23 protein-coding genes and 1 tRNA gene are annotated in these 24714 nt (G+C 73.7%); 9 read left to right on the forward strand and 15 right to left on the reverse strand.

The window, feature by feature from the left end:
• Nucleotides 1–39: 39 nt before the first annotated feature.
• Both ACWDD9_RS30200 and ACWDD9_RS30205 read right to left on the reverse strand, forming a co-directional pair.
• Nucleotides 40–726: an ABC transporter gene (locus ACWDD9_RS30200; protein WP_375876012.1), complete on the reverse strand. Its 687-nt coding sequence runs from the start codon at nucleotides 724–726 to the stop codon at nucleotides 40–42.
• A complete protein-coding gene (locus tag ACWDD9_RS30205; RefSeq protein ID WP_117489266.1) occupies nucleotides 723–1574 on the reverse strand; it encodes an ATP-binding cassette domain-containing protein in 852 nt (283 codons plus the stop codon). The genes ACWDD9_RS30200 and ACWDD9_RS30205 overlap by 4 nt, the downstream gene beginning before the upstream one ends.
• Before the next feature lie 168 nt (nucleotides 1575–1742).
• Between ACWDD9_RS30205 and ACWDD9_RS30210 the strand changes: the two genes are divergently transcribed.
• The gene (locus ACWDD9_RS30210; RefSeq protein ID WP_449813305.1) at nucleotides 1743–3071 is read left to right on the forward strand and encodes a VWA domain-containing protein; all 1329 of its coding nucleotides are present in this window, start codon (nucleotides 1743–1745) and stop codon (nucleotides 3069–3071) included.
• Between the two features lie 2 nt (nucleotides 3072–3073).
• Nucleotides 3074–3955, forward strand: coding sequence for a peptidase (locus tag ACWDD9_RS30215; RefSeq protein WP_375876010.1), 882 nt, complete (start codon nucleotides 3074–3076; stop codon nucleotides 3953–3955).
• Nucleotides 3956–4019: 64 nt separating this feature from the next.
• On the opposite strand, the gene ACWDD9_RS30220 is transcribed toward ACWDD9_RS30215, so the two are convergent.
• The 10 genes from ACWDD9_RS30220 to ACWDD9_RS30265 form a co-directional block, all read right to left on the reverse strand.
• Entirely contained in the window at nucleotides 4020–5639 is a 1620-nt protein-coding gene (locus tag ACWDD9_RS30220) for a DUF2079 domain-containing protein (protein ID WP_449813306.1), read from the reverse strand.
• 44 nt (nucleotides 5640–5683) lie between these two features.
• Complete coding sequence (locus ACWDD9_RS30225; protein WP_259316713.1) at nucleotides 5684–6886, reverse strand: glycosyltransferase 87 family protein; 1203 nt, start codon at nucleotides 6884–6886, stop codon at nucleotides 5684–5686.
• Between the two features lie 351 nt (nucleotides 6887–7237).
• Nucleotides 7238–7311 (reverse strand) — tRNA-Ala (locus ACWDD9_RS30230).
• A 185-nt stretch (nucleotides 7312–7496) separates the two neighbouring features.
• Complete coding sequence (gene sepX / locus ACWDD9_RS30235; RefSeq protein ID WP_449813307.1) at nucleotides 7497–8492, reverse strand: divisome protein SepX/GlpR; 996 nt, start codon at nucleotides 8490–8492, stop codon at nucleotides 7497–7499.
• 150 nt (nucleotides 8493–8642) lie between these two features.
• Entirely contained in the window at nucleotides 8643–9227 is a 585-nt protein-coding gene (locus ACWDD9_RS30240) for a GNAT family N-acetyltransferase (RefSeq protein WP_369808369.1), read from the reverse strand.
• 38 nt (nucleotides 9228–9265) lie between these two features.
• The gene (locus tag ACWDD9_RS30245; protein ID WP_049660037.1) at nucleotides 9266–9784 is read right to left on the reverse strand and encodes a MogA/MoaB family molybdenum cofactor biosynthesis protein; all 519 of its coding nucleotides are present in this window, start codon (nucleotides 9782–9784) and stop codon (nucleotides 9266–9268) included.
• A complete protein-coding gene (moaC, locus tag ACWDD9_RS30250) occupies nucleotides 9781–10221 on the reverse strand; it encodes a cyclic pyranopterin monophosphate synthase MoaC (protein WP_380745086.1) in 441 nt (146 codons plus the stop codon). The genes ACWDD9_RS30245 and moaC overlap by 4 nt, the downstream gene beginning before the upstream one ends.
• A 127-nt stretch (nucleotides 10222–10348) precedes the next feature.
• The gene (gene glp / locus ACWDD9_RS30255) at nucleotides 10349–11659 is read right to left on the reverse strand and encodes a molybdotransferase-like divisome protein Glp (protein ID WP_449813334.1); all 1311 of its coding nucleotides are present in this window, start codon (nucleotides 11657–11659) and stop codon (nucleotides 10349–10351) included.
• A 59-nt stretch (nucleotides 11660–11718) separates the two neighbouring features.
• The gene (galU, locus tag ACWDD9_RS30260; RefSeq protein WP_049660927.1) at nucleotides 11719–12639 is read right to left on the reverse strand and encodes a UTP--glucose-1-phosphate uridylyltransferase GalU; all 921 of its coding nucleotides are present in this window, start codon (nucleotides 12637–12639) and stop codon (nucleotides 11719–11721) included.
• 51 nt (nucleotides 12640–12690) lie between these two features.
• On the reverse strand, nucleotides 12691–13611 hold the full coding sequence (locus tag ACWDD9_RS30265; protein WP_074001263.1) for a GGDEF domain-containing protein: 921 nt from the start codon (nucleotides 13609–13611) through the stop codon (nucleotides 12691–12693).
• Nucleotides 13612–13674: 63 nt separating this feature from the next.
• On the opposite strand from ACWDD9_RS30265, the gene ACWDD9_RS30270 reads away from it, so the two are divergent.
• Nucleotides 13675–14265, forward strand: a complete 591-nt coding sequence (locus ACWDD9_RS30270) for a 5-formyltetrahydrofolate cyclo-ligase (RefSeq protein ID WP_449813308.1) — start codon at nucleotides 13675–13677, stop codon at nucleotides 14263–14265.
• A gap of 62 nt (nucleotides 14266–14327) precedes the next feature.
• Here ACWDD9_RS30270 and ACWDD9_RS30275 read toward each other — a convergent pair whose 3' ends face one another.
• Nucleotides 14328–17048, reverse strand: a complete 2721-nt coding sequence (locus ACWDD9_RS30275) for a penicillin acylase family protein (protein WP_049654521.1) — start codon at nucleotides 17046–17048, stop codon at nucleotides 14328–14330.
• A 239-nt stretch (nucleotides 17049–17287) separates the two neighbouring features.
• On the opposite strand from ACWDD9_RS30275, the gene ACWDD9_RS30280 reads away from it, so the two are divergent.
• The 5 genes from ACWDD9_RS30280 to mscL all read left to right on the forward strand — a co-directional run bounded on the left by ACWDD9_RS30280 (nucleotide 17288) and on the right by mscL (nucleotide 21983).
• Nucleotides 17288–18772 (forward strand): potassium/proton antiporter, encoded by a 1485-nt coding sequence (locus ACWDD9_RS30280; RefSeq protein WP_049654523.1) that lies wholly within the window; start codon nucleotides 17288–17290, stop codon nucleotides 18770–18772.
• 320 nt (nucleotides 18773–19092) lie between these two features.
• Complete coding sequence (locus ACWDD9_RS30285) at nucleotides 19093–20439, forward strand: MFS transporter (RefSeq protein ID WP_380718803.1); 1347 nt, start codon at nucleotides 19093–19095, stop codon at nucleotides 20437–20439.
• Between the two features lie 215 nt (nucleotides 20440–20654).
• Complete coding sequence (locus ACWDD9_RS30290; RefSeq protein ID WP_049654525.1) at nucleotides 20655–20966, forward strand: FmdB family zinc ribbon protein; 312 nt, start codon at nucleotides 20655–20657, stop codon at nucleotides 20964–20966.
• Nucleotides 20967–21248: 282 nt separating this feature from the next.
• Nucleotides 21249–21533: a hypothetical protein gene (locus ACWDD9_RS30295; RefSeq protein WP_147409151.1), complete on the forward strand. Its 285-nt coding sequence runs from the start codon at nucleotides 21249–21251 to the stop codon at nucleotides 21531–21533.
• 30 nt (nucleotides 21534–21563) lie between these two features.
• Nucleotides 21564–21983 carry a large conductance mechanosensitive channel protein MscL gene (gene mscL, locus ACWDD9_RS30300; protein ID WP_049654529.1) on the forward strand — a complete coding sequence of 140 codons (420 nt, stop codon included), beginning with the start codon at nucleotides 21564–21566 and terminating at the stop codon, nucleotides 21981–21983.
• A gap of 48 nt (nucleotides 21984–22031) precedes the next feature.
• Here mscL and ACWDD9_RS30305 read toward each other — a convergent pair whose 3' ends face one another.
• Together ACWDD9_RS30305 and ACWDD9_RS30310 are read right to left on the reverse strand one after the other, a co-directional pair.
• Nucleotides 22032–22259, reverse strand: coding sequence for a hypothetical protein (locus ACWDD9_RS30305; RefSeq protein ID WP_049654534.1), 228 nt, complete (start codon nucleotides 22257–22259; stop codon nucleotides 22032–22034).
• A 179-nt stretch (nucleotides 22260–22438) separates the two neighbouring features.
• Nucleotides 22439–23410 (reverse strand): sigma-70 family RNA polymerase sigma factor, encoded by a 972-nt coding sequence (locus tag ACWDD9_RS30310; RefSeq protein WP_049654530.1) that lies wholly within the window; start codon nucleotides 23408–23410, stop codon nucleotides 22439–22441.
• Nucleotides 23411–23835: 425 nt separating this feature from the next.
• Between ACWDD9_RS30310 and ACWDD9_RS30315 the strand changes: the two genes are divergently transcribed.
• Nucleotides 23836–24711, forward strand: coding sequence for a phosphatase PAP2 family protein (locus ACWDD9_RS30315; RefSeq protein WP_449813309.1), 876 nt, complete (start codon nucleotides 23836–23838; stop codon nucleotides 24709–24711).
• The last annotated feature ends 3 nt before the right edge of the window (nucleotides 24712–24714 follow it).

Consider the following 24714-nt stretch of genomic DNA (forward strand, 5'->3'; position numbering starts at 1 on the left):
TGCCCGAATCACCCGGGCCCGCCGATCCGCCCCCGGCCCTCACTCCGGCCGCCGTCCGGCCAGCGCCGCCACCCCCGCGCCGACCGCCGCCAGCAGGACGGCGGCGGCCAGCAGGCTCGGCCACGGCACCGCGACCCGGCCGGTCCGGGCCGCCGACACCAGCCCGCGCACCGCCGCGTTGGCCGGCGAGGCCGGCACCACCAGCAGCAGCGTGGCCAGCCCCAGCGCCGCCGGGATGCCGTACTGCGCGTGGACCAGCACCGGACGGTTCGCCACCGCCCCGGCCAGCACCCCCAGCAGCGCGCAGACCACGGAGGCCACCAGCCCGGCCAGCACCGCCGGCCCGGTCCCCGGTTCCTGCCGCGCCCCCTGACCGACCACCGGCCCGCTGGTCCACCAGACCGCCGCCACCTGACCGACCGCCAGCACCAGCGACACCGTCAGCGCCGCCAGCAGCGCCCCCAGGTGGACCCGGACCGGGCCCGCCGCCGCCACCAGACAGGCCCGCGAGGCCGGCGGCTCCGCGCTCAGCGCACTGCGCACGTACCAGGCGCTCACCGGCAGCAGCACCCCCGCGCCGAAGCCGAGGCCGCCCAGCAGCGGGTCCCCCGCCGCCACCCCGACCACCAGCAGCACCGCGTACGCCAGGAACGGCGGCAGCCAGGCGTGCGAGCGCAGCAGCAGCTCCAGGTGGTACCGGGTCAGCGCACCGATCCGCGCCGTCACCGCTCCCCCTCCTCGCGCCGACGCACCGCCAGCACCCGGACGGCCGGGCGTCCCAGCAGCAGCCGGCGCAGCAGCGCGTCCGAGTGCGCGGCCGGCACCGCCAGCCGCACCGCCGTCCCGGCCAGCGCGGTGACCTCCGGCGCCCCCGGCAGCGCCGTGGGCAGCGGGGCGCCGTCCGGGACGTCCACCTCGACCTCCATCACCGGGCCGCCCGCCGCCGGCTCCGGCACCCCGTCCTCGACCGGCCGCAGCACGCCGTCCGTACCGACCCGGTACGCGGCGCTGGTCAACCCGGCCAGCCGGGCCGGGTCGTGGTCGACGAACAGCACCGTGCCGCCCGCCGCCGCCCGCTCGGCGGCGGCCTCGTCCAGCACCGCCCGGGCCTCCGGGTCCAGCCCGGTCCACGCCTCGTCCAGCAGCAGCACCCGCGCCTCGGGGAGCAGCGCCTGGGCGACCGCGACCTTCTGGCAGGTGCCCTTCGACAGCCGGCTCAACGGCGTGCCCGCCCGGTCCGCGACACCGAACCGGTCCAGCAGCTCCCCCGCCCGCCGCCGCGCCCGCTCCGCCGACAGCCCGTGCACCCGCCCCACCCGCAGCAGGTAGGAGGCGGCGTCGAAGGGCAGCGCCGGCGGGAAGCGCTCGGGCACGTACGCCGCCGGGCCGGGCCGCGCCACCCGCCCCGTGCTCGGCCGCTCGATCCCGGCGACCAGCCGCAGCAGCGTCGACTTGCCGCTCCCGTTCCGCCCGGCGATCCGCACCAGCTCGCCCGGCCCGACCGCCAGATCGACCCCGCGCAGGATCCACCGCTCCCGCCGCCCGTACCGCTTGCCGACCGCCGTCAGCTCCATCGCTCCCCCGCTCCAGTCCGTCGTGAAAGGAAGGCTATCCACGCCGCGTAAGACCGCCGTGAACGTACGGATTCCCCAGCTGTGCACCGGAGTTCGCGCCGGGGCTGGTTGAGGCACGATCCGGGCCCGTTTCGCCATCGCGAACTGATGATCCCTAGGATCGGCCGGGTGACTACCGGACGACGACCACAGACCAGGCTCGGCAGCCTGCTGGCAGCAGTGGCGATAACGGGCGCCTCGCTGCTCCTCGGCCTGCCCGCCCACGCCGACGAACCATCAGCCGGCGCCGCTCCCGCAACCAAGGAGGCGCCCCGGGTCGACCTCGTCCTGGACGTCAGCGGCTCCATGCGCGAGGCGGACATCCAGGGCAAGAGCCGCATCGCGGTGGCCCAGCAGTCGCTGAACGAGGTGATCGACGCGCTGCCCGCGGAGACCGAGTTCGGCATCCGCACCCTGGGGGCGAACTACCCCGGCAACGACAAGGCCCAGGGCTGCCAGGACACCAAGCAGCTGTACCCGGTCGGCAAGACCAACAAGGTCGAGGCCAAGACCGCCGTCGCCACCCTGCGCCCCACCGGCTGGACCCCGATCGGCCTGGCGCTGCGCGGCGCCGCCCAGGACCTCGGCAAGGGCGAGACCACCCGCCGGGTGGTGCTGATCACCGACGGCGAGGACACCTGCACCCCGCCCGACCCCTGTGACGTCGCCCGCGAACTCGCCTCCCAGGGCATCCACCTGGTGGTCGACACCCTGGGCCTGGCCCACGACGACAAGACCCGCCAGCAGCTGCTCTGCATCGCCAACGCGACCGGCGGCACCTACACCGACGTCCGCAGCCAGGAGCAGCTCACCGACAAGGTGAAGCAGCTGGTCGACCGCTCCAACGACACCTACACGGTGACCCCGGTCAAGACCACCGGCACCGACAAGTGCGAGAGCGCCCCGGTGCTCGCCCCGGGCGTCTACACCGACCGCGAGAAGTTCTCCGAGCACCGCGTCTACAAGGTCCCGGTCAAGTCCGGCCAGGAGCTGCGCGCCTCGGTCAGCGTCGCCCTCGACCGCCCGGTGGCCCGGGACTACGGGGTGCTGCTCCAGGCCACCAGCGCGACCGGCCAGGAACTGGTCCGCGGCACCGACGCCGGCAGCAGCCGCACCGACGTGGTCTCCACCGGCCTGCGCTGGTCCACCGACGACTCCAAGGGCTACGTCACCGCGAGCCCCACGGCCACCAAGGACTCCAAGGAGAAGCCGGAGACCACGGTCTGCCTGGTCGTCAGCAACTCGCTGGCCCCGCAGGCCGGCGTCCTGGCCGACCCCGGCCTGCCGCTGGAGCTGACCGTCGACCTGGCCTCCGCCTCGCCCGCCCCGGAGGGCGCCGCGATGGGCCTCGGCCGCGGCTGGATCCTGCTGCTCACCCTCACCCTGGCCGGCCTGGCCTTCGGTCTGGTCTTCGGCTGGATCGCGCGCTGGCGGATCGCCGTCTGGCGGGAGAACTGACCATGCGTACGACGATCCGCGGCGCCCTCGCCGCCCTCGCCCTGCTGCCCGCCCTGGCCCTGAGCGCCCTGGGCGCCCCGGCCGCCTCGGCCGCCTCGCCGTCCCCCTCGGCCAGTGCGAGCGGCACCCCGGCCCCGGCCACCAAGGCCGGCACCTCCTTCCTGACCGCGGTCAACCTCTCGCCCAACCAGGACGCCAACGTCTCCGTCTCCACCGGTGACTACCTGTACTGGGCGTTCGGCGCCGCCGAGGGCCAGACCCCGACGGTCAACCTGACCGTCGGCCTGGCCCCCTCGGCCGACCGGCACGGCCCGCAGACCTGGTCCGTCGAGGTCTTCGACGGGCTGCGCCGCCGCCAGGCGTGCACCGCCGGCACCCAGAACGCCACCGCCGAGCAGAGCGCCGGCTCGCTGGCGCTGAACTGCACCCTGCGCGAGGTCCGCACCTGGGCCGAGCCGTGGTCCGGCGACCCGCTGCCCGGCACCTACTACGTGCGGCTGTCGGTCAGCGACGTCCCGCAGCCGGACCTCGGCCTGGCCTCCTCGGTGCAGTTGCACGTCGCCGCCAAGGGCGACGCGGACAACGCCCAGCCGGAGGGCGGCGAGCTGAAGGCCCCGCTGGTCCCGCCGGCCGGCGGCGGCGCGAGCACGGCCAAGGCGGCCGCCCCGGTGGCCCAGGAGGAGCACTGGTACACCGGCTGGTTCTCCGGCTGGAACAGCCGCTGGTACTGGACGATCGGCGGCGGCTTCCTGGCCGCGCTGGCCGGCATCCTCGGCTACCGGCTGACCCGGCACCCGCGCGGTCACCGGCCCGGCCACTACGGCGCCGTCCCGTCCCAGGGCTCCCACCAGAGCGGCCACTACACCGGCTCGGACCGCCCCTGACCCGCCCCGGAGGGCCGGCCGGACGTCGTTCCGGCCGGCCCTCCGGCGTGTCCGGGCCCCGCGCTCAGCCGCGGAACAGGTTGTGTCCGACGTCGGTCGGGACCTCGTCCTGGACCGGCTTGCTGCCCGGCCCCGGCACGTGCTCGCCGGGGATCGGCTCGTCGCCCTCCCGGTGCAGCAGCACGACCCCGCCCTCGGCCCACAGCTGCCGGTAGCCGTGCGCCAGCAGCAGCTGGATCCGCTCGGCCTGCTCCTTGTCCGTCTTGAACGGGAAGGACCGCTTGTCGCCCCGGGTGAGCACGTACTCGCGCCCGCGCGGTGTACCGTCCACCAGCACCACGTCCGTCCGGGCGGTCAGCCGCGGCGCGATCTGGTTGTCCGCCTCGACGGACGCCCCGTCCGGGATCAGCGCGGCCGCCCGCACCAGCGCCGCCTCGCTCGGCTTGGGCGCCCAGGAGGACGGCAGGACCAGCGGCACCAGCCCGATCGGCACCGCGGCCACCAGCGCGATGCCGGCCGCGCCGAGGCCCAGCCGGCGGGCCCGCCGCAGGCTCCGCTCCGGCCGCCCGGCGGCGCTCAGCCGGCCCAGCACCTCGATCGCGGCGGTGAGCAGGACCGGCCACAGCAGCGAGTCGTAGTGCCGGGCGATCGACCAGTGGTTGGGGTTGCTGGACAGGATCCGTTCGGCCAGCAGCGGCACCGCGCACAGCACGGTGGCCGAGCGCAGCGGCAGCAGCAGCATGGTGCCGAAGAGCCACAGCAGCAGCAGCGGCTTGAGCGGCTGGTCGAAGGCGGCCTGCACCAGCAGGAACGGGTCGTGCAGCAGGTTGCGCAGCGCGTCGCCGCCGTCCGCGCCGAGCGAGCCGTAGTTCCAGTAGTAGCCCGGCTCCCCGCCCATCGCCGGGATCAGCCAGGTGATGGCGGCGGCCGAGGCGACCGGCCCGCCCAGCAGCAGTCCCAGCCCGGTGCGGCGGCCCGCCCGGTCGTCGGTGCGGCGGGTGCGCAGCAGCAGCACCAGCCCGTACGCCCCGACCAGCAGGCCGAGGTCCTCCTTGGTGCAGCACAGCAGCAGGGCGGCGAGCAGCACCGTGCCGTACCGGCGGGCCAGCCCGCGCTCCAGCATCAGCAGGGTCAGCGGCACCGCGAAGGCGACCTCGTGGAAGCCCACCCGGGCGGCGACCAGCAGCGGCCAGCCGAGCCCGTAGACCAGGCCGGCCAGGTCGGCGGCCCGGCGGGCGGTGCGCGGCTCGGCGCCGGCGAAGGCGTACCCGGCGATCCGCCGGATCAGCGGCACGCCGGCCGCGAACAGCAGCGACTGCCCGATGATCAGCGAGCGCGGGTCGTCCCAGATCCAGTACAGCGGCGCGAGCAGCGCCAGCACCGGCGAGAAGTGGTCGCCCAGCAGCGAGAAGCCGGGCGGGAACTCGTGGTGGAAGCTCTTCAGCGTCGAGACGGGCAGCCCGAAGTGGGCGTAGCCGCGCACGCCCTGGTCGAAGATGCCGAGGTCGAAGCCGCCGAGCGAGACGGACGTCCAGCCCTGCAGGCCGATGGCGCAGGTCACCGCGAAGCAGAGCGCGGTGAGCAGCGCGGTGCGCCGGGCGGGGCCGAGCAGGACGGCCGCGGCCATCCGGCGGACGGCGGGCCCGGCGGCGGCCGGCGGCGGGGGTGCGGTCTGGGTGGTCACGTCTGGTCTGGTCCGTCCGGTCTGGGGTCCGTGGGTCCGGTCCGTCAGGTCCGGTTCGTCAGCGCGGGGTCGCGGTCCAGCCTGGCGGTCAGCAGGGTCAGGGCCCCGCCGCCGGCGGCGTCCACGGCCTGCCGCCGGGCGCGGTACAGCCGCACGCCCAGGACGACCAGGACGGCGATCGCGATCGGCGGGTAGATGGCGCCGGGCAGCTGCCAGTACCAGGCGACCCCGCGGCCCCAGCGGTGCGGCACCGCCCACATCACGTGGGAGAGGAAGACCGCCGCGGTCACGCCGAACAGCACCCGCCGGGCCGTGGTCCTGGCCTCCACCGCCAGCAGGGCGAGCAGCGGGATACACCAGACCCAGTGGTGGGTCCAGCTGATCGGCGAGACCAGCAGCGCGGTGAGCGCGGCGCAGACCGCGCCCCAGGCGTCGGCCCGCCGCAGCACCCGCGCCGAGCGGCCGGCCAGTACCGCCACCCCGAGCCCGAGCACCGCGACCAGCGCCGAGGCGACGACCCCGACCAGGCCCGGGTCGTTGACGTCGAGCAGCCGGCAGACGGCGCCGCGCAGCGACTGGTTGTCCACCAGGACGGTCACGCCGACCCGGCTCGGGTCCCAGAGGTAGGTGGTCCAGAACCCGTACGAGGCGTCGGGCAGGAGGGCCCAGCCGATCAGGCCCGCCGCCAGGAAGGTGCCGGCCGAGACGAAGGCGGCCCGGACCCGGCCGGTCAGGAACAGGTAGACGGCGAACAGGCCCGGGGTGATCTTGATGGCGGTGGCCAGGCCGATGCCCACGCCCTTGAGGCGGTGGCTGTCCGGCCGGGTCAGGTCCCACAGGACCAGGCAGAGTATGCCGAGGTTGACCTGGCCGTACTGGAAGGTGGTGAAGACCGGCTCCAGCCAGACGCCGAGGCCGGTGGCCAGGACCACCACGGCCGCGCGGTGCTGCTTCGGCCAGCCGGCCAGCTTGAGCGACAGGTGCACGGCCGCGGCGAGCAGCGCGTAGTTGAGGAGCATCACCAGGACGCGCAGGGTGCTCACGTCGAACCAGGTGCTCGGCACGAAGAGCATCGCCGCGAACGGCGGGTAGGTGGCCGGCAGGTCCCAGCCGGGCAGCCGCATCGCGTACAGGTCCTCGCCGCGGACCACCGCCTGGCCCTCGGCCCGGTAGACCAGCATGTCGACCATGGTGGCCCCGTGGACGTGCCGGAACCAGGCGAACACCGCCAGTGAAACCGCCGCCACACAGGCCGCCGGAAGGGTCCAGGAATTCGGCCTTCCGGTTTCCGCCGCGTCGCCGGACCCTTCCGGACCGGACCGCCGCACCCACCGTTTCAGACCGAACTCGCGCACCGCGATGGCACCCCGTCGAGATAGACCAGATCGTTCCCTCGTCGCCGTCTGGGCCCACCCACCATAACCGACCCCCCTGAGCCCCAAACCGCGTCAGAAACGGGCCCGGAGGGGCGATGTGACCTCCCCCACAACGGGCCCCGGGTCGGGGTCGGCACCGGGCCCGGACCCCAAAACGCGAAATCCCGCCGGGAGTTGCCTCCCGGCGGGATTTCGTCGACCGGCCGGAGCCGGTCTGTTGGGTGGAGCTGAGGGGATTCGAACCCCTGACCCCCTCGATGCGAACGAGGTGCGCTACCGGACTGCGCCACAGCCCCAACGAGAAGAAACTCTAGCACCTTTCGGAGGGGGTCCGTGACCACCCCCGGATCACGGTGCCAGGCGGGGCGGCCAGGGGGCTCGCCCCGAACGCGGACCGCCCCGAACGCGGTGGCGGGCGGGGCGGCATCAGGCGGGTGCGTCGCGGCGTACGGGCGGTCCGGGGGCCGGCCCCCGGACCCCGTCACTCGTTGGCCGCGCGCGGGCGCGACTCGGGAGCCTGGGACTCGGCGTACTGGTCGAAGAGCGGGGTCTTGCGGGACTCGGCGGGGCGCCCGGCGGTCCAGGTGCCGGGGGCCGACAGGTCGAGGCCGCGGGAGACCCGGGGGGCGACCGGGGCGGTCACGTAGGTCGGCAGCGGGACGGGCACCGGCTCCCAGGAGTCCGGCCCGGCCGCGCCGCGCTCGCGCATGCCGTCGACCCACTCCTCGTGCTCGGTCGCCTCGGCCACCGCGGAGGCGGAGGGCACCGAGACGGTGGCCTGCTCGGGGTCGGCGGCCAGCCGCAGGTGGGAACGGCGCGCGGGCCGCTCCCCGGCGGGCGCGGCCGGGGCCGGCTCCGCGGCGGGGGCCTCGGCCGGGGCGCCGGCCGGCGGCCGGGCCTCGGCGCGCTGCTGCTCGCGCTTGCGCAGCCGCTCGGCGGCCTGGGCGGCCCGGACCCGGTCGAGCTTCACCTCGTACCGCTGGCGCTCCAGCCGGCGCAGGTGGCCGATGTACAGGGTGAGGAGGACCGCCGGGACCGCCGGGACCCAGAGGAAGGCGAGTCCGGCCACCGCGGCGACCACCGCGCCGAGCGCGAAGGAGAGGAAGAGGGCGGTGACCATCCGGCGCCGGCGGGCCAGCAGCCGCGCCCGGCGCTCGGTGCCGACCCGCGGTTCGGGGCCCGGCCGCTCGGCCGGGCGCTGCACCGGGGGTTCGGGCTCCCGTGCGGGGTCGCCGGAGGCGGTCTCGTCCCGTTCGGGAGGACCGTCGTCGCTCTGCTCGTCACGCGGTTCGTCACCCAGGGCCCGGGCTGCCCGCCGCTCCAGCCCCGAACGCCCGGCCAGCAGGCGGATGGCGGTGCTGAAGCGTTCCGTCGGGCGCGCCTCGTTGAGTTCGTCCTGCCTGCGGAGCCACATCGGCACCAGATAGGCGGCCCAGGCCCCTACGATGACGGCGTAGATAAGGCCGCTACTGCTCACGATTCACACCGTACGGGCGCTGGGGAAGGCCTGGCAGCAATTTGGTGCGGCGTGTCGTGTGATCAAGCTGATTCTCCGACTATTTTGCCGCTATTTGTGCGGGTCCGGTGCCCCGACGATGCCATATCGATATTTCTTTCGAACATACATTCAATTACGTGTCCCGCGCCCGGAACTGAGCGCGCGCCAGCGCTCCAGCATCCCCTCCGGGACCTCCTCGTCGGTCAGCGCGTAGACGAGGTGGTCGCGCCAGTCGCCGTCGATGTGGAGATAGCGCGGACGGATTCCCTCCGAGCGGAAGCCGAGCTTTTCCACCACCCGTCGGCTCGGGCCGTTCTCCGGGCGGATGCAGACCTCGATCCGGTGCAGTCCGAGCGTGCGGAAGCAGTAGTTCACCGAAAGGGCCACGGCGGTCGGGATGATGCCCCGGCCGGCCACCTCCTCGTCCACCCAGTACCCGATGTTCGCCGAGCACATCGATCCCCAGGTGATCCCGCCGACGGTCAACTGGCCGACCAGCTGGCCCTTGTGGACCACGACGAAGGGCAGCATCCGGCCGGCCGAGGCCTCGCCGCGCAGGAAGCGGACCATCTGCCGGTAGGTCGGCCGGGCGCCGGCCGCCTGACCCGCCGGGCCGGGCGGCACGGTGGCCTCCCAGCGGCGCAGCCAGTCCCGGTTGCGGCGGCTCACCTCCTGCCACTCGCGCTGGTCGCGGGCCCGGATGGGGCGCAGCACGACCTCACCCTCGTGGAGTTCTACCGGCCAGCCGGCGTTCAGTGCCCTCTCCTGGATGCTGGAGCCCCGGGTGCCGGGGCGTCGGTCCGGGGGTGGTCCCCGCCGCCGAGCTGGTCGACGGCGTGGGCGAGCAGCGGCTCCAGGACGGCGAGGCCGTCCCTGACGCCGCCGGTCGAGCCCGGCAGGTTGACGATCAGGGTACGTCCGGCGAGCCCGGCGAGCCCGCGGGAGAGCGCCGAGGTCGGCACCTTCTCCCGGCCGTACGCGCGGACGGCCTCGGCGATGCCGGGGACCTGGCGGTCGATCACCCGGGCGGTCATCTCGGGGGTGAGGTCCATCGGCGAGATGCCGGTGCCGCCGGTGGTCAGCACCACGTCGTAGCCGGCCGCGACGGCCTCGCGCAGCACGGCCTCCACCGGCTCGCCGTCCGGGACGACCCGGGGGCCGTCGGCGGTGAAGCCCATCGCGGTCAGGCCGGCCACCAGCAGCGGGCCGCCCCGGTCCTCGTAGACCCCGGCCGAGGCCCGGTTGGAGACGGTGACCGCCAGGGCCCTCACTGCGCCACCTCCGGGGCGAACCAGTCGCCGCTCTTGCCGCCGGTCTTGCTCAGCACCCGGACGGACTCGATCGTGGCGCCCTTGTCCACCGCCTTGACCATGTCGACGACGGTCAGCCCGGCCACCGCGACGGCGGTCAGCGCCTCCATCTCGACGCCGGTGCGGTCGGCGGTCTTCACGGTGGCGGTGATCTCGACCGCGTCGTCCGCGACGGCGAGGTCGACCTTGACGCCGGAGACCGCGATCGGGTGGCAGAGCGGGATCAGCTCCGGGGTCTTCTTGGCGCCCATGATCCCGGCGATCCGGGCCACCGCGAGGGCGTCGCCCTTGGGCACGCCCTCGCCGCGCAGCAGGTGGACCACCTGCGGGGAGACCCGCACCCGGCCGGCCGCCACGGCGGTGCGCGCGGTGGCGGCCTTCTCGGTCACGTCGACCATCCGGGCCGCGCCCTGGTCGTCGACGTGGGTGAGGCGGTCGCCGGGGGGAGGTGTCGTCACGGGTAACTCCAGGGGCGCGCAGGTCGAATACCGCGCTACCGTACCGTTCCCCGGTCCCGGGGGCCGATCAGGCGTCCAGCAACACCACGTCCACCTCGCTGCCGGCCGGCAGTTCGGTGGTCTCCTCGGGGACGGTGATCAGGCAGTCGGCCCGGGCCAGCGCGCCCACCAGGTGCGACCCGGCGCCGCCGACCGGCTCGACCGTGCCGTCGGCCGCCGAGTAGCGGCCGCGCAGGAACTGCCGGCGGCCGGCCGGGGAGCGCAGCGGGGACGGGCAGAGCGCGCGGACGACCGGGCGGTGCACGTCGGCGGCGCCGAGCATGGTGCGGATGACCGGGCGGACGAAGAGCTCGAAGGAGATGTAGGCGCTCACCGGGTTGCCGGGCAGGGCGAGCAGCGGCACCCCGGTCGCGCCGCCGATCCGGCCGAAGCCCTGCGGCTTGCCGGGCTGCATCCGCAGCCGCCGGAAGTCGACCCCGCCGTAGGACTCGAAGACCTCCTTGACCACGTCGTACGCGCCGACGCTGACCCCGCCGCTGGTGACGATCAGGTCGGCCCGGCCGAGCTGGTCCTCCAGGACGGCGCGCAGCCGGTCGGCGTCGTCCGGGACGGCGCCGACCCGGAAGGCGATGGCGCCGGCGTCCTGGGCGGCCGCGGTGAGGGCGAAGCTGTTGGAGTCGGCGATCTGCCCGGGGCCGACCGGCTCGCCGGGCTGGACCAGCTCGCTGCCGGTGGACAGCACCACGACCCGGGGGCGGGGGCGGACCTTCACGGTGGGCCGGCCGATCGCGGCGAGCAGGCCGAGCTGGGCGGGGCCGAGCCGGGTGCCGGCCTCCAGCACCCGGACGCCGGACGCGACGTCGCTGCCGCGGCGGCGGATGTGCGCGCCCGCGGCGACCGGGCGCAGCACCCGGACCTCCTCGTCCGGGACCGGCGCGGTCATCGCGGCGGCGGCCACCCCGGTGCCGGTGCCGCCGTCGGTCCACTCGACCGGGGCGACGGCCTGGGCGCCGGGCGGCATCGGGGCGCCGGTCATGATCCGGGCGGCCTGGCCGGGGCCGACCCTGGGCAGCGCGTCGGCACCGGCCGCGATGTCGCCGACCACCGAGAGCACCGACGGGTAGGTGTCGGTGGCGCCCTCGGTGTCGGCGGTGCGGACCGCGTAGCCGTCCATCGAGCTGTTGTCGAAGGGCGGCAGGTCGCCGTCGGCGACCACGTCCTCCTCGAGCCGGCAGCCGCGGGCCTCCAGCAGCTGGAGCTCGATCGCGGGCAGCGGGCCGACCGCGGCCAGCACGTCGGCGAGGTGCTCGTCCACCGTCCAGAGGCGGGGGGCCGCCGGGGCCGGGTCCGCTCCGGCGTCGCAGCAGGCGCTGGGCATGGTGCTGTGCTCGGTGGACCCGGTCATCGGCGGCTCGCTCTCTCGGTCGTGGTCCTGCGTCAGTCCTGCATCTCGGAGCCGACGAACTCCCGCAGCCAGGAGCGGAACTCCGGGCCCAGGTCCTCGCGTTCGGCGGCCAGACGGACGATAGCGCGCAGGTAGTCGGCGCGGTCGCCGGTGTCGTAGCGGCGGCCCTTGAAGAGCACGCCGTGCACCTGCCCGCCGTCCGCCGCCTCGCGGTTGGTCAGCTCGCGCAGGGCGTCGGTCAGTTGGATCTCGCCGCCGCGGCCGGGCGGGGTCTCCCGCAGCACGTCGAAGACCAGCGGGTCGAGGACGTAGCGGCCGATCACGGCGTAGCTCGACGGGGCCTCGCCGGGCTCGGGCTTCTCGACCAGGTCGGTCACCTGGAAGACGTCCTCGCCGAAGCCGTTCGCCTTGACGGCGGCGCAGCCGTAGAGGTGGATCTGGGAGGGGTCGACCTCCATCAGGGCGACGACCGAGCCGCCGAGCTGCTGCTGCACCTCGATCATCCGGGAGAGCAGCGGGTCGCGCGGGTCGATCAGGTCGTCGCCGAGCAGGACGGCGAAGGGCTGGCCGGCGACGTGCTGCTCGGCGACCGAGACGGCGTGGCCGAGGCCCTTCGGGTCGCCCTGGCGGACGTAGTGCATGTTGGCCAGCTCGACGGACTCGCGGACCCGGGCCAGGCGCTGCTCGTCGCCCTTGCGGACCAGCAGCTCCTCCAGCTCGTAGGCGCGGTCGAAGTGGTCCTCCAGGGCCCGCTTGTTGCGCCCGGTGACCATCAGTATGTCGGACAGGCCCGCGGCGGAGGCCTCCTCGACGACGTACTGGATCGCCGGCTTGTCGACGACCGGGAGCATCTCCTTCGGGGTGGCCTTGGTCGCCGGAAGGAAGCGGGTGCCCAGTCCGGCCGCGGGCACCACGGCCTTGGTCACCGGAACTCGGGGGTTGGTCGTCGTCATGCGTTCACCTTACTCAGGCACGTTTTCGCCCGGCCGAGTACGGGCGGACGGCTAGGACAGCACGTCGCTGGGCCCGGCCGCGGTGGCAGTCGTATGGGTCGCGACCGGCTGGGCGAACGGGTCCCGGCCGACACAGGCCGACACACTACCCGCCTTTTCCGTACGGTCACGTTCGGCATCCGTTCCGTGATCGGGCGTGCGAGCGGCCTGTTCGGAGCGGTCGGCGCGGGGCTCCCCGGACTCCCCGGGCGGCCGGGCCGAGAGCCGCCAGCAGTCGCCGCCGGCCGCCCGGGCCGCGGCGAGCGCCGTGTCGGCGGCGCGCAGCAGGACGGCGGCGTGGGTGCCGTTCTCGGGCAGCACGGCGATGCCGGCGGCGGCGGTCAGGCCGTTGCCGGCGGCGGGGCGGGACTCGCGCGGGCCGGAGGACCAGTCCAGCAGCAGGTGCCGGCGGACCGACCAGACCAGCCGCTCGGCGACCTGTGCGGCGCCCTCGGCTCCGGTGTCCGGCAGCACCACCAGGAACTCCTCGCCGCCGTAGCGGCCGAGGGTGTCGGCCCGGCGGATCTCCATCGCGAGCCGCTGGGCGAGGTCGCGCAGCACCGCGCCCGCCCGGCCCCGGCCGTGCTCGGCGACGACCGCGTCGAAGCCGCTGATGGCGAGCATCAGCACGGCGAGCGGGCGCGGGCCGTCGGCCTGTCCGGTGTGCTCGGCGCGGCGGGCCCGTTCGATCTCCCGGTCCAGGGTGAGCTGGAGGTGGCGGTAGTTCCACACGCCGGTGAGCGGGTCGCAGGAGGCGGTGCGCTCCAGGTCGGCGCAGCGCTCCTCGAGTTCGGCGATCCGCCCGCGCAGCCGCTGCGCCCCGGCGGCGGCCCGGGCCCGCTCCCGGCGGCCGCGCAGTCCGAGGGCGGTGGCGCCGGCCAGTGCGGGGACGCCGAGTGCGGCCAGGGCCTGGACCAGCAGCGGGGTGGTCAATGGGGGGTGCCCCTTCGCGTGTCAGGCTCTGCGCGTCGGCGGTGCGGAGGCCAGGAGGATCGGATGAACGAGGATCGGATGCCCAACGAGAAGAGCGGCCTGAGGACACGGCTGTTGTCGCGGCGGCGCGAACTGGCCGCCGAGGAGCGGGCGGCGGCGGCCGACGCGCTGGCCGGGCACGCCGGGGAGCTGGCCGCCCCCGGCGCCACGGTGGCCGCGTACGTCTCGGTGGGCGCCGAGCCCGGGACCCGGCCGCTGCTGGACGCGCTGCGGGCGCGCGGGGTGCGGGTGCTGCTGCCGGTGCTGCTGCCGGACAACGACCTGGACTGGGCCGCGTACGCGGGGCCGGACGCGCTGGCCCCGGCCGGGCGCGGGCTGCTGGAGCCGGTCGGTCCGCGGCTCGGCCCGGAGGCGGTCGTGCAGGCGGCGGTGGTGCTGCTGCCGGGCCTGGCGGTGGACCGCTCCGGGCTGCGGCTGGGCCGGGGCGGCGGCAGCTACGACCGGGTGCTGGCCCGGCTGGCGCGGGCGGGGGCGCGGCCGGTGCTGGCGGTGCTGCTGTACGAGCACGAGCTGCTGGAGCGGGTGCCGGCCGAACCGCACGACCGGCCGGTGGACCTGGCGGTGCTGCCCTCGGGGGTGCGCCGGCTCGGGTGAGACGGCGGCGGCCCCGCTCCCTCGGGGGGAACGGGGCCGCCGGTGTCCGGGCCGTACGGGCGTCAGCCGGTGGTGAGCACCAGCTTGTGCTTGGTGGCCTTCTCGACCGCGTCCGGCGTGTAGGCCCAGGTCAGCAGCTTGCCCTTGAGCCAGAGGTCGGTCTGGTCGTTGTAGTTGTCGTGGAAGGCGTGGCCGGAGGCGCCGCCGACGTTGACCCAGCGCGAGGAGTCGAGGTCGTTCAGGTCGACCACCATGCGCATCGACGGGATCCAGTCCACCTGGTAGCCGGCCGCCGCGTTCCAGCCGGCCGCGTCGACCGCCGCCGAGCCGCCGGAGAGCCGGTACGGGCCGCGGTTGAGCAGCTTGTGCACCGCGCCGGAGGCGATCGAGGAGTCGTCGGTGCCGAGGGTCTGCTCGCGCAGCTCCAGCTTGTGCAGGCGGCCCCAGCTCCAGGTGGAGACGTCCTTGCTGAGCAGCGAGGTCAGCTCCTGGCGGGCGTTCTTCATCGCCTCCTGGAGCAGGTTGTCCAGGCCCTTCTGCTCCTTGTGCTGGTCGTCGATGTACGTCCACCACGAGCTGTCGGGCTTCTCCAGCTGCTGGCGCACGACCTCGGTCCAGCGGTCGCCGCCGTCCGGCTGGGCCTTGCCCGGTTCCCGGGTGCCGCACTCGGTGACGATCTTGGTGGCGCTGTCCGGCTTGGTGGGGTCGTCCTGCTGGCGGACCAGCAGGCAGTTGTCCTTGGCCCGCAGGTCGGCCGGGAACTTCTGGCCGAAGGCGAGGATCAGCAGCTGGCGCCAGACGCCGTTGTAGTAGGCGGCGGCGGCCGAGTCGGCGTCCTGGTGGAAGTTCCAGTCCTTCAGCAGGTCCTGGGCCTCGCGCACGTACGGGTCGCTGACCGGCTGCTTGAGCAGCAGCGGGACCAGCGTCTTGGCCATCACGCTGGTGTTGTCCAGCTGGAGGGTCTGCATGTCGTCCGGCGAGATCTTGCCGTTGTTCTTGAGCAGGCCCTCGATCTGGTCGGTGATCTCCTTGGCGCGGGTGCCGTACTCCCAGTCCTTGGTGAGGTTGTACTTGTAGCTCGGGTCCACCACGGCCTGGTTGGCGGTGACGATGTAGCCGGCCGAGGGGTTGAGGCTCCACGGCAGCGCGTTGAAGGGGATCGGGTCCTTCCACTGGTACGCGGAGTCCCAGCCCAGCGCCGGGAGGGTGCCGTCGCCCTTGCCGCGGACCGGGATGGTGCCCGGGGCCTGGTAGCCGATGTTCTTGGCGTCGGCGTAGATCAGGTTCTGCGCGGGGACGGTGAAGTCCTTGGCGGCGGCGCGGAACTCGTCCCAGTTCTTCGCCTTGTCCAGCTCGAAGACGGCGTCCATGGTCTTGCCGGGGCTGAGCGCCGTCCACTGCAGGGCGACGCCGTAGCCGCTGGTGCCGCGGTCCGGGGCGGAGGGGCCGTTGGGGGCGTACTTGCCGACGTTCTGCTGCTCGGTGCTCTGGTCGGAGATGAGCGGGGCGCCGGTCTGGGTGGTGCGGACGGTGATGGTGCGGTCCTCCCCGCCGGCGACCTTGATGGTCTCCTTGCGGAGGTCGAACTTCACGTCCTTGCCGTCCACCTGGTAGGTCTCCGGGCCGGTGACCTTCTCCAGGAAGAGGTCGGTGACGTCGGCGCCGAGGTTGGTGAAGCCCCAGGCGATGTCCTTGTTGTGGCCGATGACCACGCCTGGCATGCCCGCGAAGGTGAAGCCGGAGACGTCGAACTGGCAGGCCGGGGAGCTGGTCCGGCAGTGCAGGCCCATCTGGTACCAGACCGAGGGCAGGCCGGGGCCCAGGTGCGGGTCGTTGGCCAGCAGCGGCTTGCCGGTGGTGGTGTGCGAGCCCGCGACCACCCAGGAGTTGGAACCGATGCCCTGGCCGGGGCGGCCGAGCAGCTGCGGCATCGCGTCGACCCGGTCCGTCAGGCTCTGCAGCATCGCCTTGGTGGTGGCCGCGCCCTGGGCGGTGGCGGCCGTTCCGGCGGGCGTGCCGGACTGCGGGGAGCCGTCCGCGGGGCGGTAGTTGTCGCCGGTCACCGCGCCGGTCTTCACGATGGTGCCGTTGCGGGCGTACGGGTAGTCCGGGTACAGCTCGGCGATCTTGTCCGGGCCGAAGTCCTGGGCCAGCAGCGAGCGGTCGATCTCCTCCTGGAGGTTCCCGGAGAGGTTCCAGGCCATCGCCTTGAGCCAGGCCACCGAGTCGACCGGGGACCACTGCTCGGGCCGGTAGCCGCCGTTGACGACGCCGAGCAGGCCGTACTCCAGCGAGGCCTTCGCGCCGCCGGGGTGCTCGGAGAGCCAGGCGTTCACACCGTCCGAGTAGGCCTGGAGGTACTTCTTGGTCTCCGGCGAGAGCTTGGTGTCGAACTCCTTCTGCGCCACCTGCCGCCAGCCCATGGTGCGGATGAAGGTGTCGGTGTCGACCTGGCTGTCGCCGAACATCTCGGAGAGCCGGCCGGCGGTGATGTGCCGGCGGACGTCCATCTCCCAGAAGCGGTCCTGCGCCTGGACGTAGCCCTGGGCGCGGAACAGGTCCTCGTCGGTGTCGGCGTACAGCTGCGGGATGCCGTTCGCGTCCCGCTTGACGTCGACGGGCGCGCTCAGGCCCGCGACCTTCACGCTGCCGTCGACCTCCGGGAAGGAGGCGCGAACCGCGGAGACCCCGCGGTAGCCGCCGTAGCCGGCACCGGCCACCAACAGCACGACCAGCACGATCACGATCAGACGGGCGCGCCGGAACTTCTTCGAGCGGGGCATCTGGGTCCTTGCGGTCCTGACTTCGGGGCGGGCGGGCGTGTCCAGGGCCTGCGGCCGTGACAGGGCACCACATTAGGCCGAGTCGGCCGGGCACCGTGAACGGGGGACCAAGCTAAAGATATGGCAAAATGTTAGACTGCGTAACGATCCGCAAGGGGAGCATTGACGACTTCTTAACGGGTCACCCCACAGCACCACCAGACACCCCGTCCGCCCCTGCCTGCCCGAGGTGCCCCTGCGTGAACATCTCCCATCTGAACCAGCTCCTGCTCGAGTCCTCCGTGATCCTGCTGTTCGCGGTGGGCGCCGTACGTCTCTCCACCCGATCAGGGCTGCCCAGCCTGCTGATCTATCTGGGGATCGGCGTGGCGCTGGGCCAGAACGGGATCGGTGTCACGTTCAACAACGCGGAGCTCACCCAGGTGCTCGGCTACGCGGCGCTCGTGGTGATCCTGGCCGAGGGCGGCCTCAAGACCAGCTGGCGCGAGATCAAGCCCGTGATGCCCGCCGCGACCGTGCTCGCCACCCTCGGCGTCGGCGTCAGCGTGTTCGCCACCGCGGCCGGCGCCCACTGGCTGGTCGGCCTGGACTGGCGCACCTCGCTGCTGCTCGGCGCCATCGTCTCCTCGACCGACGCGGCCGCCGTCTTCTCCGTGCTGCGGATGGTCCCGCTGCCGCACCGGCTCACCGGCCTGCTGGAGGCCGAGTCCGGCTTCAACGACGCGCCCGTGGTCATCCTGGTCGTCGCCTTCGCCACCACCGGGGAACTGGACTCCTGGTACGTCCTGATCGGCACGATCGTCGCCGAGCTGGCCATCGGCGCCGTCATAGGCCTGGCCGTCGGCAAGATAGGGGCCTACGGGCTCAAGCACGTCGCCCTGCCCTCCTCGGGCCTCTACCCGATCGCCGTGATGGCGCTCACCGTGCTCGCGTACGCCGGCGGCGCGCTGCTGCACGGCTCCGGCTTCCTCGCCGTCTACATCAGCGCGGTGATCCTCGGGAACTCCAAGCTGCCGCACGGCCCGGCCGTCCGCGGCTTCGCCGACGGGCTCGCGTGGATCGGGCAGATCGGCATGTTCGTGCTGCTCGGGCTGCTCGTCACGCCCGAGACCATGGGCGACGCGGTGGTGCCCGCGCTGGTGATCGGCGGGGTGCTGGTGTTCCTGGCCCGGCCGCTGTCGGTGATGGTCTCGCTGACCCCCTTCAAGGTGCCGGCCCGCGAGCAGGCGCTGCTGAGCTGGGCCGGGCTGCGCGGGGCGGTGCCCATCGTGCTGGCCACCATCCCGGTGGTGTCCGGCGCGCACCGGGCCGAGGACGTCTTCAACATCGTCTTCATCCTGGTCGTCGTCTTCACCCTGCTCCAGGGGCCGACCCTGCCCTGGGTGGCCAAGCGGCTGCGGATCGACGAGGGCGACATGGGCCAGGACCTGGGCATCGAGTCCGCCCCGCTGGAGAAGCTGCACGGACACCTGCTGTCGGTCGCGCTCTCCCCCACCTCGAAGATGTCCGGCGTGGAGATCAGCGAACTGCGGCTGCCCAAGGGGGCCGCGGTCACCCTGGTCGTGCGCGAGGGGAACTCCTTCGTGCCGGACAAGGCGACGGTGCTGCGGGCCGGCGACGAGCTGCTGGTGGTCACCACGGACGAGGTCGGCGAGGCCGCCGAGCGGCGGCTGCGGGCCGTGGACAAGGGCGGCAAGCTCGCGGGGTGGCTGAACGGGCGGTGAGGGGCGCCGGGCCCGCCCCGGCTCTCCTCGGTCCGCCTTGGTCCGGGGCCCTGGCGGGCCTGCGGGCCGGGGTGGGCTGGCGGTGTCTACGCGCGTAACTGTATGCTGGTTCGACCACGCCGTATAACCACCGCTAGACCACCCCAGCATCTGCCTGACGCAGAGTTGGCGCGACCGCTCGGCGGCCGCGGTCCGGCCCCCGGCCACCACGCCGGACCGACCCGGTATCTACCCCGGTCGACGCGCGAGAGGACGACTCTCGGCGCCGTCGGGGCCACACCATGCCCTGCCGCGCTACCAGGCAGCAGGAAGGACCGACCGTGACGGCGCGCCGAACGGTCGACACCGCCGCGCACCCCGCGGCCACCCCCGCAGCTCCCGCCCCCGCCCGCGTCGGGTACGGCGAGCTGCTGCGCACACCCGGGGCCTGGACGTTCCTGTCCCCCGCCCTCGTCGCGCGACTGCCGTACGCGATGCTCAGCATGGGCATCCTGCTGCTCGTCACGCAGACCCACGGCTCGTACGGCACCGCCGGTACGGTCACCGCGGTCGCCGCCGTCGCCCAGGCCCTGATCGGGCCGCAGACCGGGCGGCTCGCCGACCGCTACGGCCAGGCCTCGGTGCTCGTCCCGACCGTGCTGGTGCACGCCGTCTCGGTCGGCGTGCTGATCGCCCTCGCGCTCGGCCACGCGCCCGCCTGGAGCCTGTTCCTGGCCGCCGTGCCGGCCGGTGCGAGCGTGCCGCAGGTCGGCGCGATGGTCCGGGCCCGCTGGGTCGCCAGGTTCACCGCCGACGGCGCCTCCGACGCCTCCGCGGCCCGGGTGAGCACCGCCTTCGCCTTCGAGTCCGTGACGGACGAGTTCACCTTCGTGATCGGCCCGATCCTGGCCTCCGGCATCGCCGCCCTCGCCAACCCGGCCACCGCCCTGGTCGCCGAGGCCGCGCTGACCCTCGTCGGCGGCCTGGCCTTCGCCGCCCAGCGGGGCACCGCCCCGGCCCGGATCGTGCCGCAGCCCGGCACCAGGCGCGCCTCGGCGCTCGCCTCCCCCGGCGTCCGGCTGCTGGCCGGGACCTTCCTCGGGGTCGGCGCGGTGTTCGGCGGCATGCAGGTCTCGGTGAACGCCTTCGCCGACTCGGTCGGGCAGCACGACGCCGGCGGCACCGTGTACGGGATCTTCGCCGGCGGCTCCATGCTGGCCGGCGTGCTGTACGGCGTGATCGCCTGGCGGCGGCCGGTGCAGCAGCGGATGCTGTTCAGCTACGCGCTGCTGGTACTGGGCTGCTCGGTGCTGTGGGCGATGCCCAACCTGGTCGCGCTGACCGTCGCCGGGCTGGTCTGCGGACTGGCCATCGCGCCGACCCTGATCAGCGGCTACACCCTGGTCGAGACGCTGGTCGCGGACGGGGCCAAGACCGAGGCCTTCACCTGGCTGACCGGCGCCATCGGGCTGGGACTGGCGGTCGGCTCGATGGCGGCCGGCCGGCTGATCGACGGGCACGGGCCCTCCACCGGGTTCCTGGTGCCGGTGGTCGGGGCCGGGCTCGGACTGGTCGTGCTGGCCTCGCTGCGGCACCTGCTGGTGGCGCCGCGGGGCGAGGAGACCGCCGCCGCGGGGACCGCGGAAGGCGGGCGTCCGATGCAGCTGGCGGGTGTCGCCGAGGGCTGAGCGGGGCGGCGGCCGGGGGCCGGGCCTCCGGCCGCCCGGGGCCGAGCCGACGGCGGCCGGAGGCTGCGCGGGCGTTGTCCGGGAACCGGGCCGACGGCGGCCGACGGGTGCTCCGGGGCCGATCTCACACCGGGGTCGCTGGACTGATCCCGCGGAATGCCGCATCATTGACCATCGTTAGCACTCATCAGGCGAGAGTGCCAGGAGGAAGACAAGTGCCCACGTACCAGTACCAGTGCACCGAGTGCGGCAACGGCCTGGAGGCGGTGCAGAAGTTCACCGACGAGGCGCTGACCACGTGCCCCGACTGCCAGGGACGGCTCCGCAAGGTCTTCTCGGCCGTGGGCGTCGTGTTCAAGGGCTCCGGCTTCTACCGGACCGACAGCCGTTCGTCCTCCAGCAGCTCGGTGGGCGCCGGGTCGTCGTCGACCCCCTCGACGTCGTCCACCGCGTCCACGTCCTCCTCGTCGACGTCGTCGGGCTCCGGCTCCTCGACCTCGTCCAGCCCGGCTCCGGCCGCGAGCTGATCCCGGCGCCGGGCACCATCGGCCCGGACGGCCCGTAGACCAGGGAAAGGCCCGTCGACCCCGCTTCCACGCGGGGCGGCGGGCCTTTTCGCATGCCCGCCCGGGCGCCCTGTCACCCCGGAGGGGTCGACCTCACTCCGGCGAGTGAACGAAGTTGTCCACAGGGGCGAGTTGTCCACAGGCCTGGGGAAAGGGCTTTCCGAGTTCGCCGGAAACGCCCATCGTGTGGGCATCCGGTCGGTCCGCGAGGGGCCGGCCCGCCGACACCTCGGAGGTGCGTCGATGACGACCGCGAGCTTCTCCCTCCCCCTGCCGCTGCCACTGCCCGCACCCGCCGTGCCGCCCCGGCAGGAGCTGCCGAGCTTCCCGCCGATCCGGCGCGGGTGCGGCGGGTGGCACCGCTGGCGCAGTGCGGTGCGGCGGCGGGCCGCAGTGCCCGTCCTGGTGCTGCTCGCGGTGGCGTCGGCGCTGGCACTGGGGCCCGCGCGGGCCGGGCTGCCACCGCCCCAGGGAGGCGCACTGGGCCGGACGGGTTGTCAGTCCGGGGCTGCGGAAGATCACCCGTAACCGGGAGGCGACTTCGTCGTTCGAGGCGGCATGAAAGGCTTCAAGGAATTCCTGCTGCGTGGAAACGTCGTCGAACTCGCCGTCGCCGTGGTCATCGGCGCGGCTTTCACCAACATCGTCAACGCCTTCGTCAAAGGCGTGATCAATCCGATCGTCGGCGTCTTCGGGACCAAGGACCTCGCGTCCTACAGTTCCTGCCTCAAGGGGCCCTGCGAGGTGAGCCCGACCGGTGAGGTCACGTCCGGGATCCTCATCCTGTGGGGATCGGTGCTCAGCGCCGTGCTCCAGTTCCTGATCACCGCGGCGGTCGTCTACTTCGCCCTGATCGTGCCCATGAACAGGCTGGCGGCCCACCGCAAGAGCCTCGCCGAGGAGGCAGCGGAGGCCGAGGCCAAGGAGGTCCAACTGCTAACCGAGATCCGCGACGCGCTGGTCGCGCCGCTGCGCTGACCGGCGGGCGCCGTTCGGCCCCGGTCCCCGCTCCCCCGTCCCCGTTCCTCAGTCCCCGTGGTGCGGCGGGCGCTGGCTCAGGTACCAGTCCAGCCCCCGTCCACCGCTCTCCCCCGCCCCGGGGCGGCCGCCCCAGCCTGCGTCGGTGTCGTCCCCGGACTGCTGGTCCAACGGGTCCCGGAAGACCAGCCGGGCCTTCACGGCCGCGGCCTTCCGGAGCTCCTGCTCCTGTTCCCCGCCCTGCTCCCGGTCCTTTTCCTGCCCTTGCTCGCTCACGCCGTCCACTCCGTCCGCTCGTCCCTTTCCTCCAGCCTAAGAGCCCCGTGGCACGCCTCGGGCCCCGGTGCGGGGCGCTCCGCACCAGGGCCCGATGAGGGCGGGTCCAGGCAGCCTGCCGGGAGGCTTCCCCGGCGGCCTTTCAAGCGGCTTCCTCAGGCTGCTTTCCCGGCGGCCTCTCAGGCGGCTTCGAAGCCCGCGTGGTCCGCGATCTTCTTCAGCTCGGCCAGCGCGTGCTTCTCGATCTGGCGGATCCGCTCGCGGGTGAGGCCGTGCTGCTTGCCCACCTCGGTGAGGGTGCGCTCACGGCCGTCCTCCATCCCGTAGCGGGAGCGGATGATCGAAGCGGTGCGGTCGTCCAACCGCCCGATCAGGCCGTCCAGTTCCTCGCGGCGGAGCATGACCATCACGGCGTCCTCGGGGGACGTGGCCCCGGTGTCCTCGACGAGGTCGCCGAACTGGGTCTCGCCCTCGTCGTCGACCGACATGTTGAGGCTGACCGGGTCGCGCGCCCAGTCCAGCACGTCCTTGATCCGGGCCTCGGTGGTGTCCAGCTCGGCCGCGATCTCGGCCGGCTCCGCCTCGCGGCCCAGCTCCTTGGACTTCTCCCGCTGCACCCGCCGGATCCGCCCGAGCTCCTCCACCAGGTGCACGGGCAGCCGGATGGTGCGGGACTGGTCGGCGATGGACCGGGTGATCGCCTGCCGGATCCACCACGTCGCGTACGTGGAGAACTTGAAGCCCTTGGCGTAGTCGAACTTCTCGACGGCGCGCACCAGGCCCGCGTTGCCCTCCTGGATGAGGTCCAGCAGCGGCAGGCCGCTGCGCGGGTAGCGACGGGCGACGGCGACCACGAGCCGGAGGTTGGAGCGGATGAAGACGTCCTTGGCGCGCTCGGCGTCGGCGGCTATCGCCTCCAGCTCCTCGCGCGTGACGCCGTCGGGGAGTTCGCCCTCGTCCAGCATGTGCTGGGCGTACACGCCGGCCTCGATCCGCAGCGAGAGCTCGACCTCCTCGGCGGCATCGAGCAGGGGCGTCCTGGCGATCTCGTCGAGGTACATGCCGACCAGATCGCGGTCGGCCTCGAGGTTGGTCGGGCGGGCCGCGCGACTCCGGTCGGCCCTGTCGCGAACGACGGCACGGGTGGCCATGCTTGCTCCCTTTGCTGGTGTTGCCGAGGTCTGCCTGCCTGCCTCGTGAGGGCAAGAAATGCGGGCCCCTCGGGGCCTCACACGTAACGATCCAACGAACAGATTCCGGACAACATTCCCAAGTCACTCAGATTCTTCCCGGCGATGCAGTATCCTGCCGGTTTTCACCCCGCTTCTGGACACTGGGTGACCGGTCGGGCACTTCCCGTGTCATCGGGTGACCGCTCCGGGAGTGATTTCTTCACTCGACCCTCACGCGGCCACCGCCCACCCGTTGAACCCGCGAACGGCCGCCGACGTTCCCCGCGCACCCCGCCGTCCGTCCCAGCCCACACCCCGGCGCACGCAGGTCCTCCGCACAAACGATGCCGAATCGCTATCACTCCGGCCCTTGCTCGGCACGGGACACTGGGAAGGTGTCAGCCATGCACCTGACCAACAGCACGACCATCCTCACTGCGCGTAATCGCAGTCTCCTTCGGGACGCCGCGCTCGCGCTGGGCTGTGCCGCGCTGTTCGGCCTGCTGGCGGCCCTGGTCACCGGCCAATGGCGCCCGCTCGCCCGCTTCGACCAGGAGTGGATCGGCGAACTGCACACCTACGCCCGGGAGCACCGGATCTGGACCGCCTCGGTGCAGACGCTCTCGGACATCGGCGGCACCGTCACGATGCGTACGCTTCTCGGAATCGCCGCCGGGTGGCTCTGGTTGATCGGCGCCCGGGTGCTGGCCGGCTGGGTGGCCGCCCAGGCCCTCGTCGGCTGGGGCGTCCTGTGGGCGCTGAAGCTGTCCTTCGACCGCGCCCGCCCCTCCTTCACCGATCCGGTCTCGCACGCCGGCGGGCCGTCCTTCCCCTCCGGGCACGCCATGGCCTCGGCGATCACCTGCGCCGTCCTGGTCGGCCTGCTCTGGTACCGGGTCCGCCGGCGCGGCCGGACCGCCGCCTGCCTGGTGGCCGCGGCGACGGTGCTGACCATCGGCTGGACCCGGGTCGCGCTCGGCGTGCACTGGCCCAGCGACGTGCTGGCCGGCTGGCTGGCCGCCGGGATCGTGCTGGGCACCGTGACCGCCGTGATCCAGGTGTGGCGCCCCGGCGCGCTGGCCCAGGACGTACGGCGGGTCAACTGGCGTACCAGGCCCCGAGTGCAACGGGTCCTCGTGTCGGCCGGGCACCCCTCGGGCACCGCCGCCCCGCTGGACGAGGACGGACCGCACGGCGCGCGGGAAGGGGCCCTGGGCGAACCGGTGGACCCGTCCGACCCCGTCGACCCCGTCGACCGGCCGGACGAGGCCGTGCGCTGAGGC

The sequence above is a fragment of the Kitasatospora sp. NPDC001119 genome (assembly GCF_053598475.1).

Excerpts from the sequence above, each read along its gene's own strand:
- ACWDD9_RS30205 (WP_117489266.1), bottom strand. The coding sequence starts at position 1,574 with ATGGAGCTGACGGCGGTCGGCAAGCGGTACGGGCGGCGGGAGCGGTGG.
- ACWDD9_RS30215 (WP_375876010.1), top strand. The coding sequence starts at position 3,074 with ATGCGTACGACGATCCGCGGCGCCCTCGCCGCCCTCGCCCTGCTGCCC.
- moaC (WP_380745086.1), bottom strand. The coding sequence starts at position 10,221 with ATGGTCGACGTGACCGAGAAGGCCGCCACCGCGCGCACCGCCGTGGCG.
- glp (WP_449813334.1), bottom strand. The coding sequence starts at position 11,659 with ATGCCCAGCGCCTGCTGCGACGCCGGAGCGGACCCGGCCCCGGCGGCC.
- galU (WP_049660927.1), bottom strand. The coding sequence starts at position 12,639 with ATGACGACGACCAACCCCCGAGTTCCGGTGACCAAGGCCGTGGTGCCC.
- ACWDD9_RS30270 (WP_449813308.1), top strand. The coding sequence starts at position 13,675 with ATGAACGAGGATCGGATGCCCAACGAGAAGAGCGGCCTGAGGACACGG.
- ACWDD9_RS30275 (WP_049654521.1), bottom strand. The coding sequence starts at position 17,048 with ATGCCCCGCTCGAAGAAGTTCCGGCGCGCCCGTCTGATCGTGATCGTG.
- ACWDD9_RS30295 (WP_147409151.1), top strand. The coding sequence starts at position 21,249 with ATGACGACCGCGAGCTTCTCCCTCCCCCTGCCGCTGCCACTGCCCGCA.
- mscL (WP_049654529.1), top strand. The coding sequence starts at position 21,564 with ATGAAAGGCTTCAAGGAATTCCTGCTGCGTGGAAACGTCGTCGAACTC.
- ACWDD9_RS30310 (WP_049654530.1), bottom strand. The coding sequence starts at position 23,410 with ATGGCCACCCGTGCCGTCGTTCGCGACAGGGCCGACCGGAGTCGCGCG.
- ACWDD9_RS30315 (WP_449813309.1), top strand. The coding sequence starts at position 23,836 with ATGCACCTGACCAACAGCACGACCATCCTCACTGCGCGTAATCGCAGT.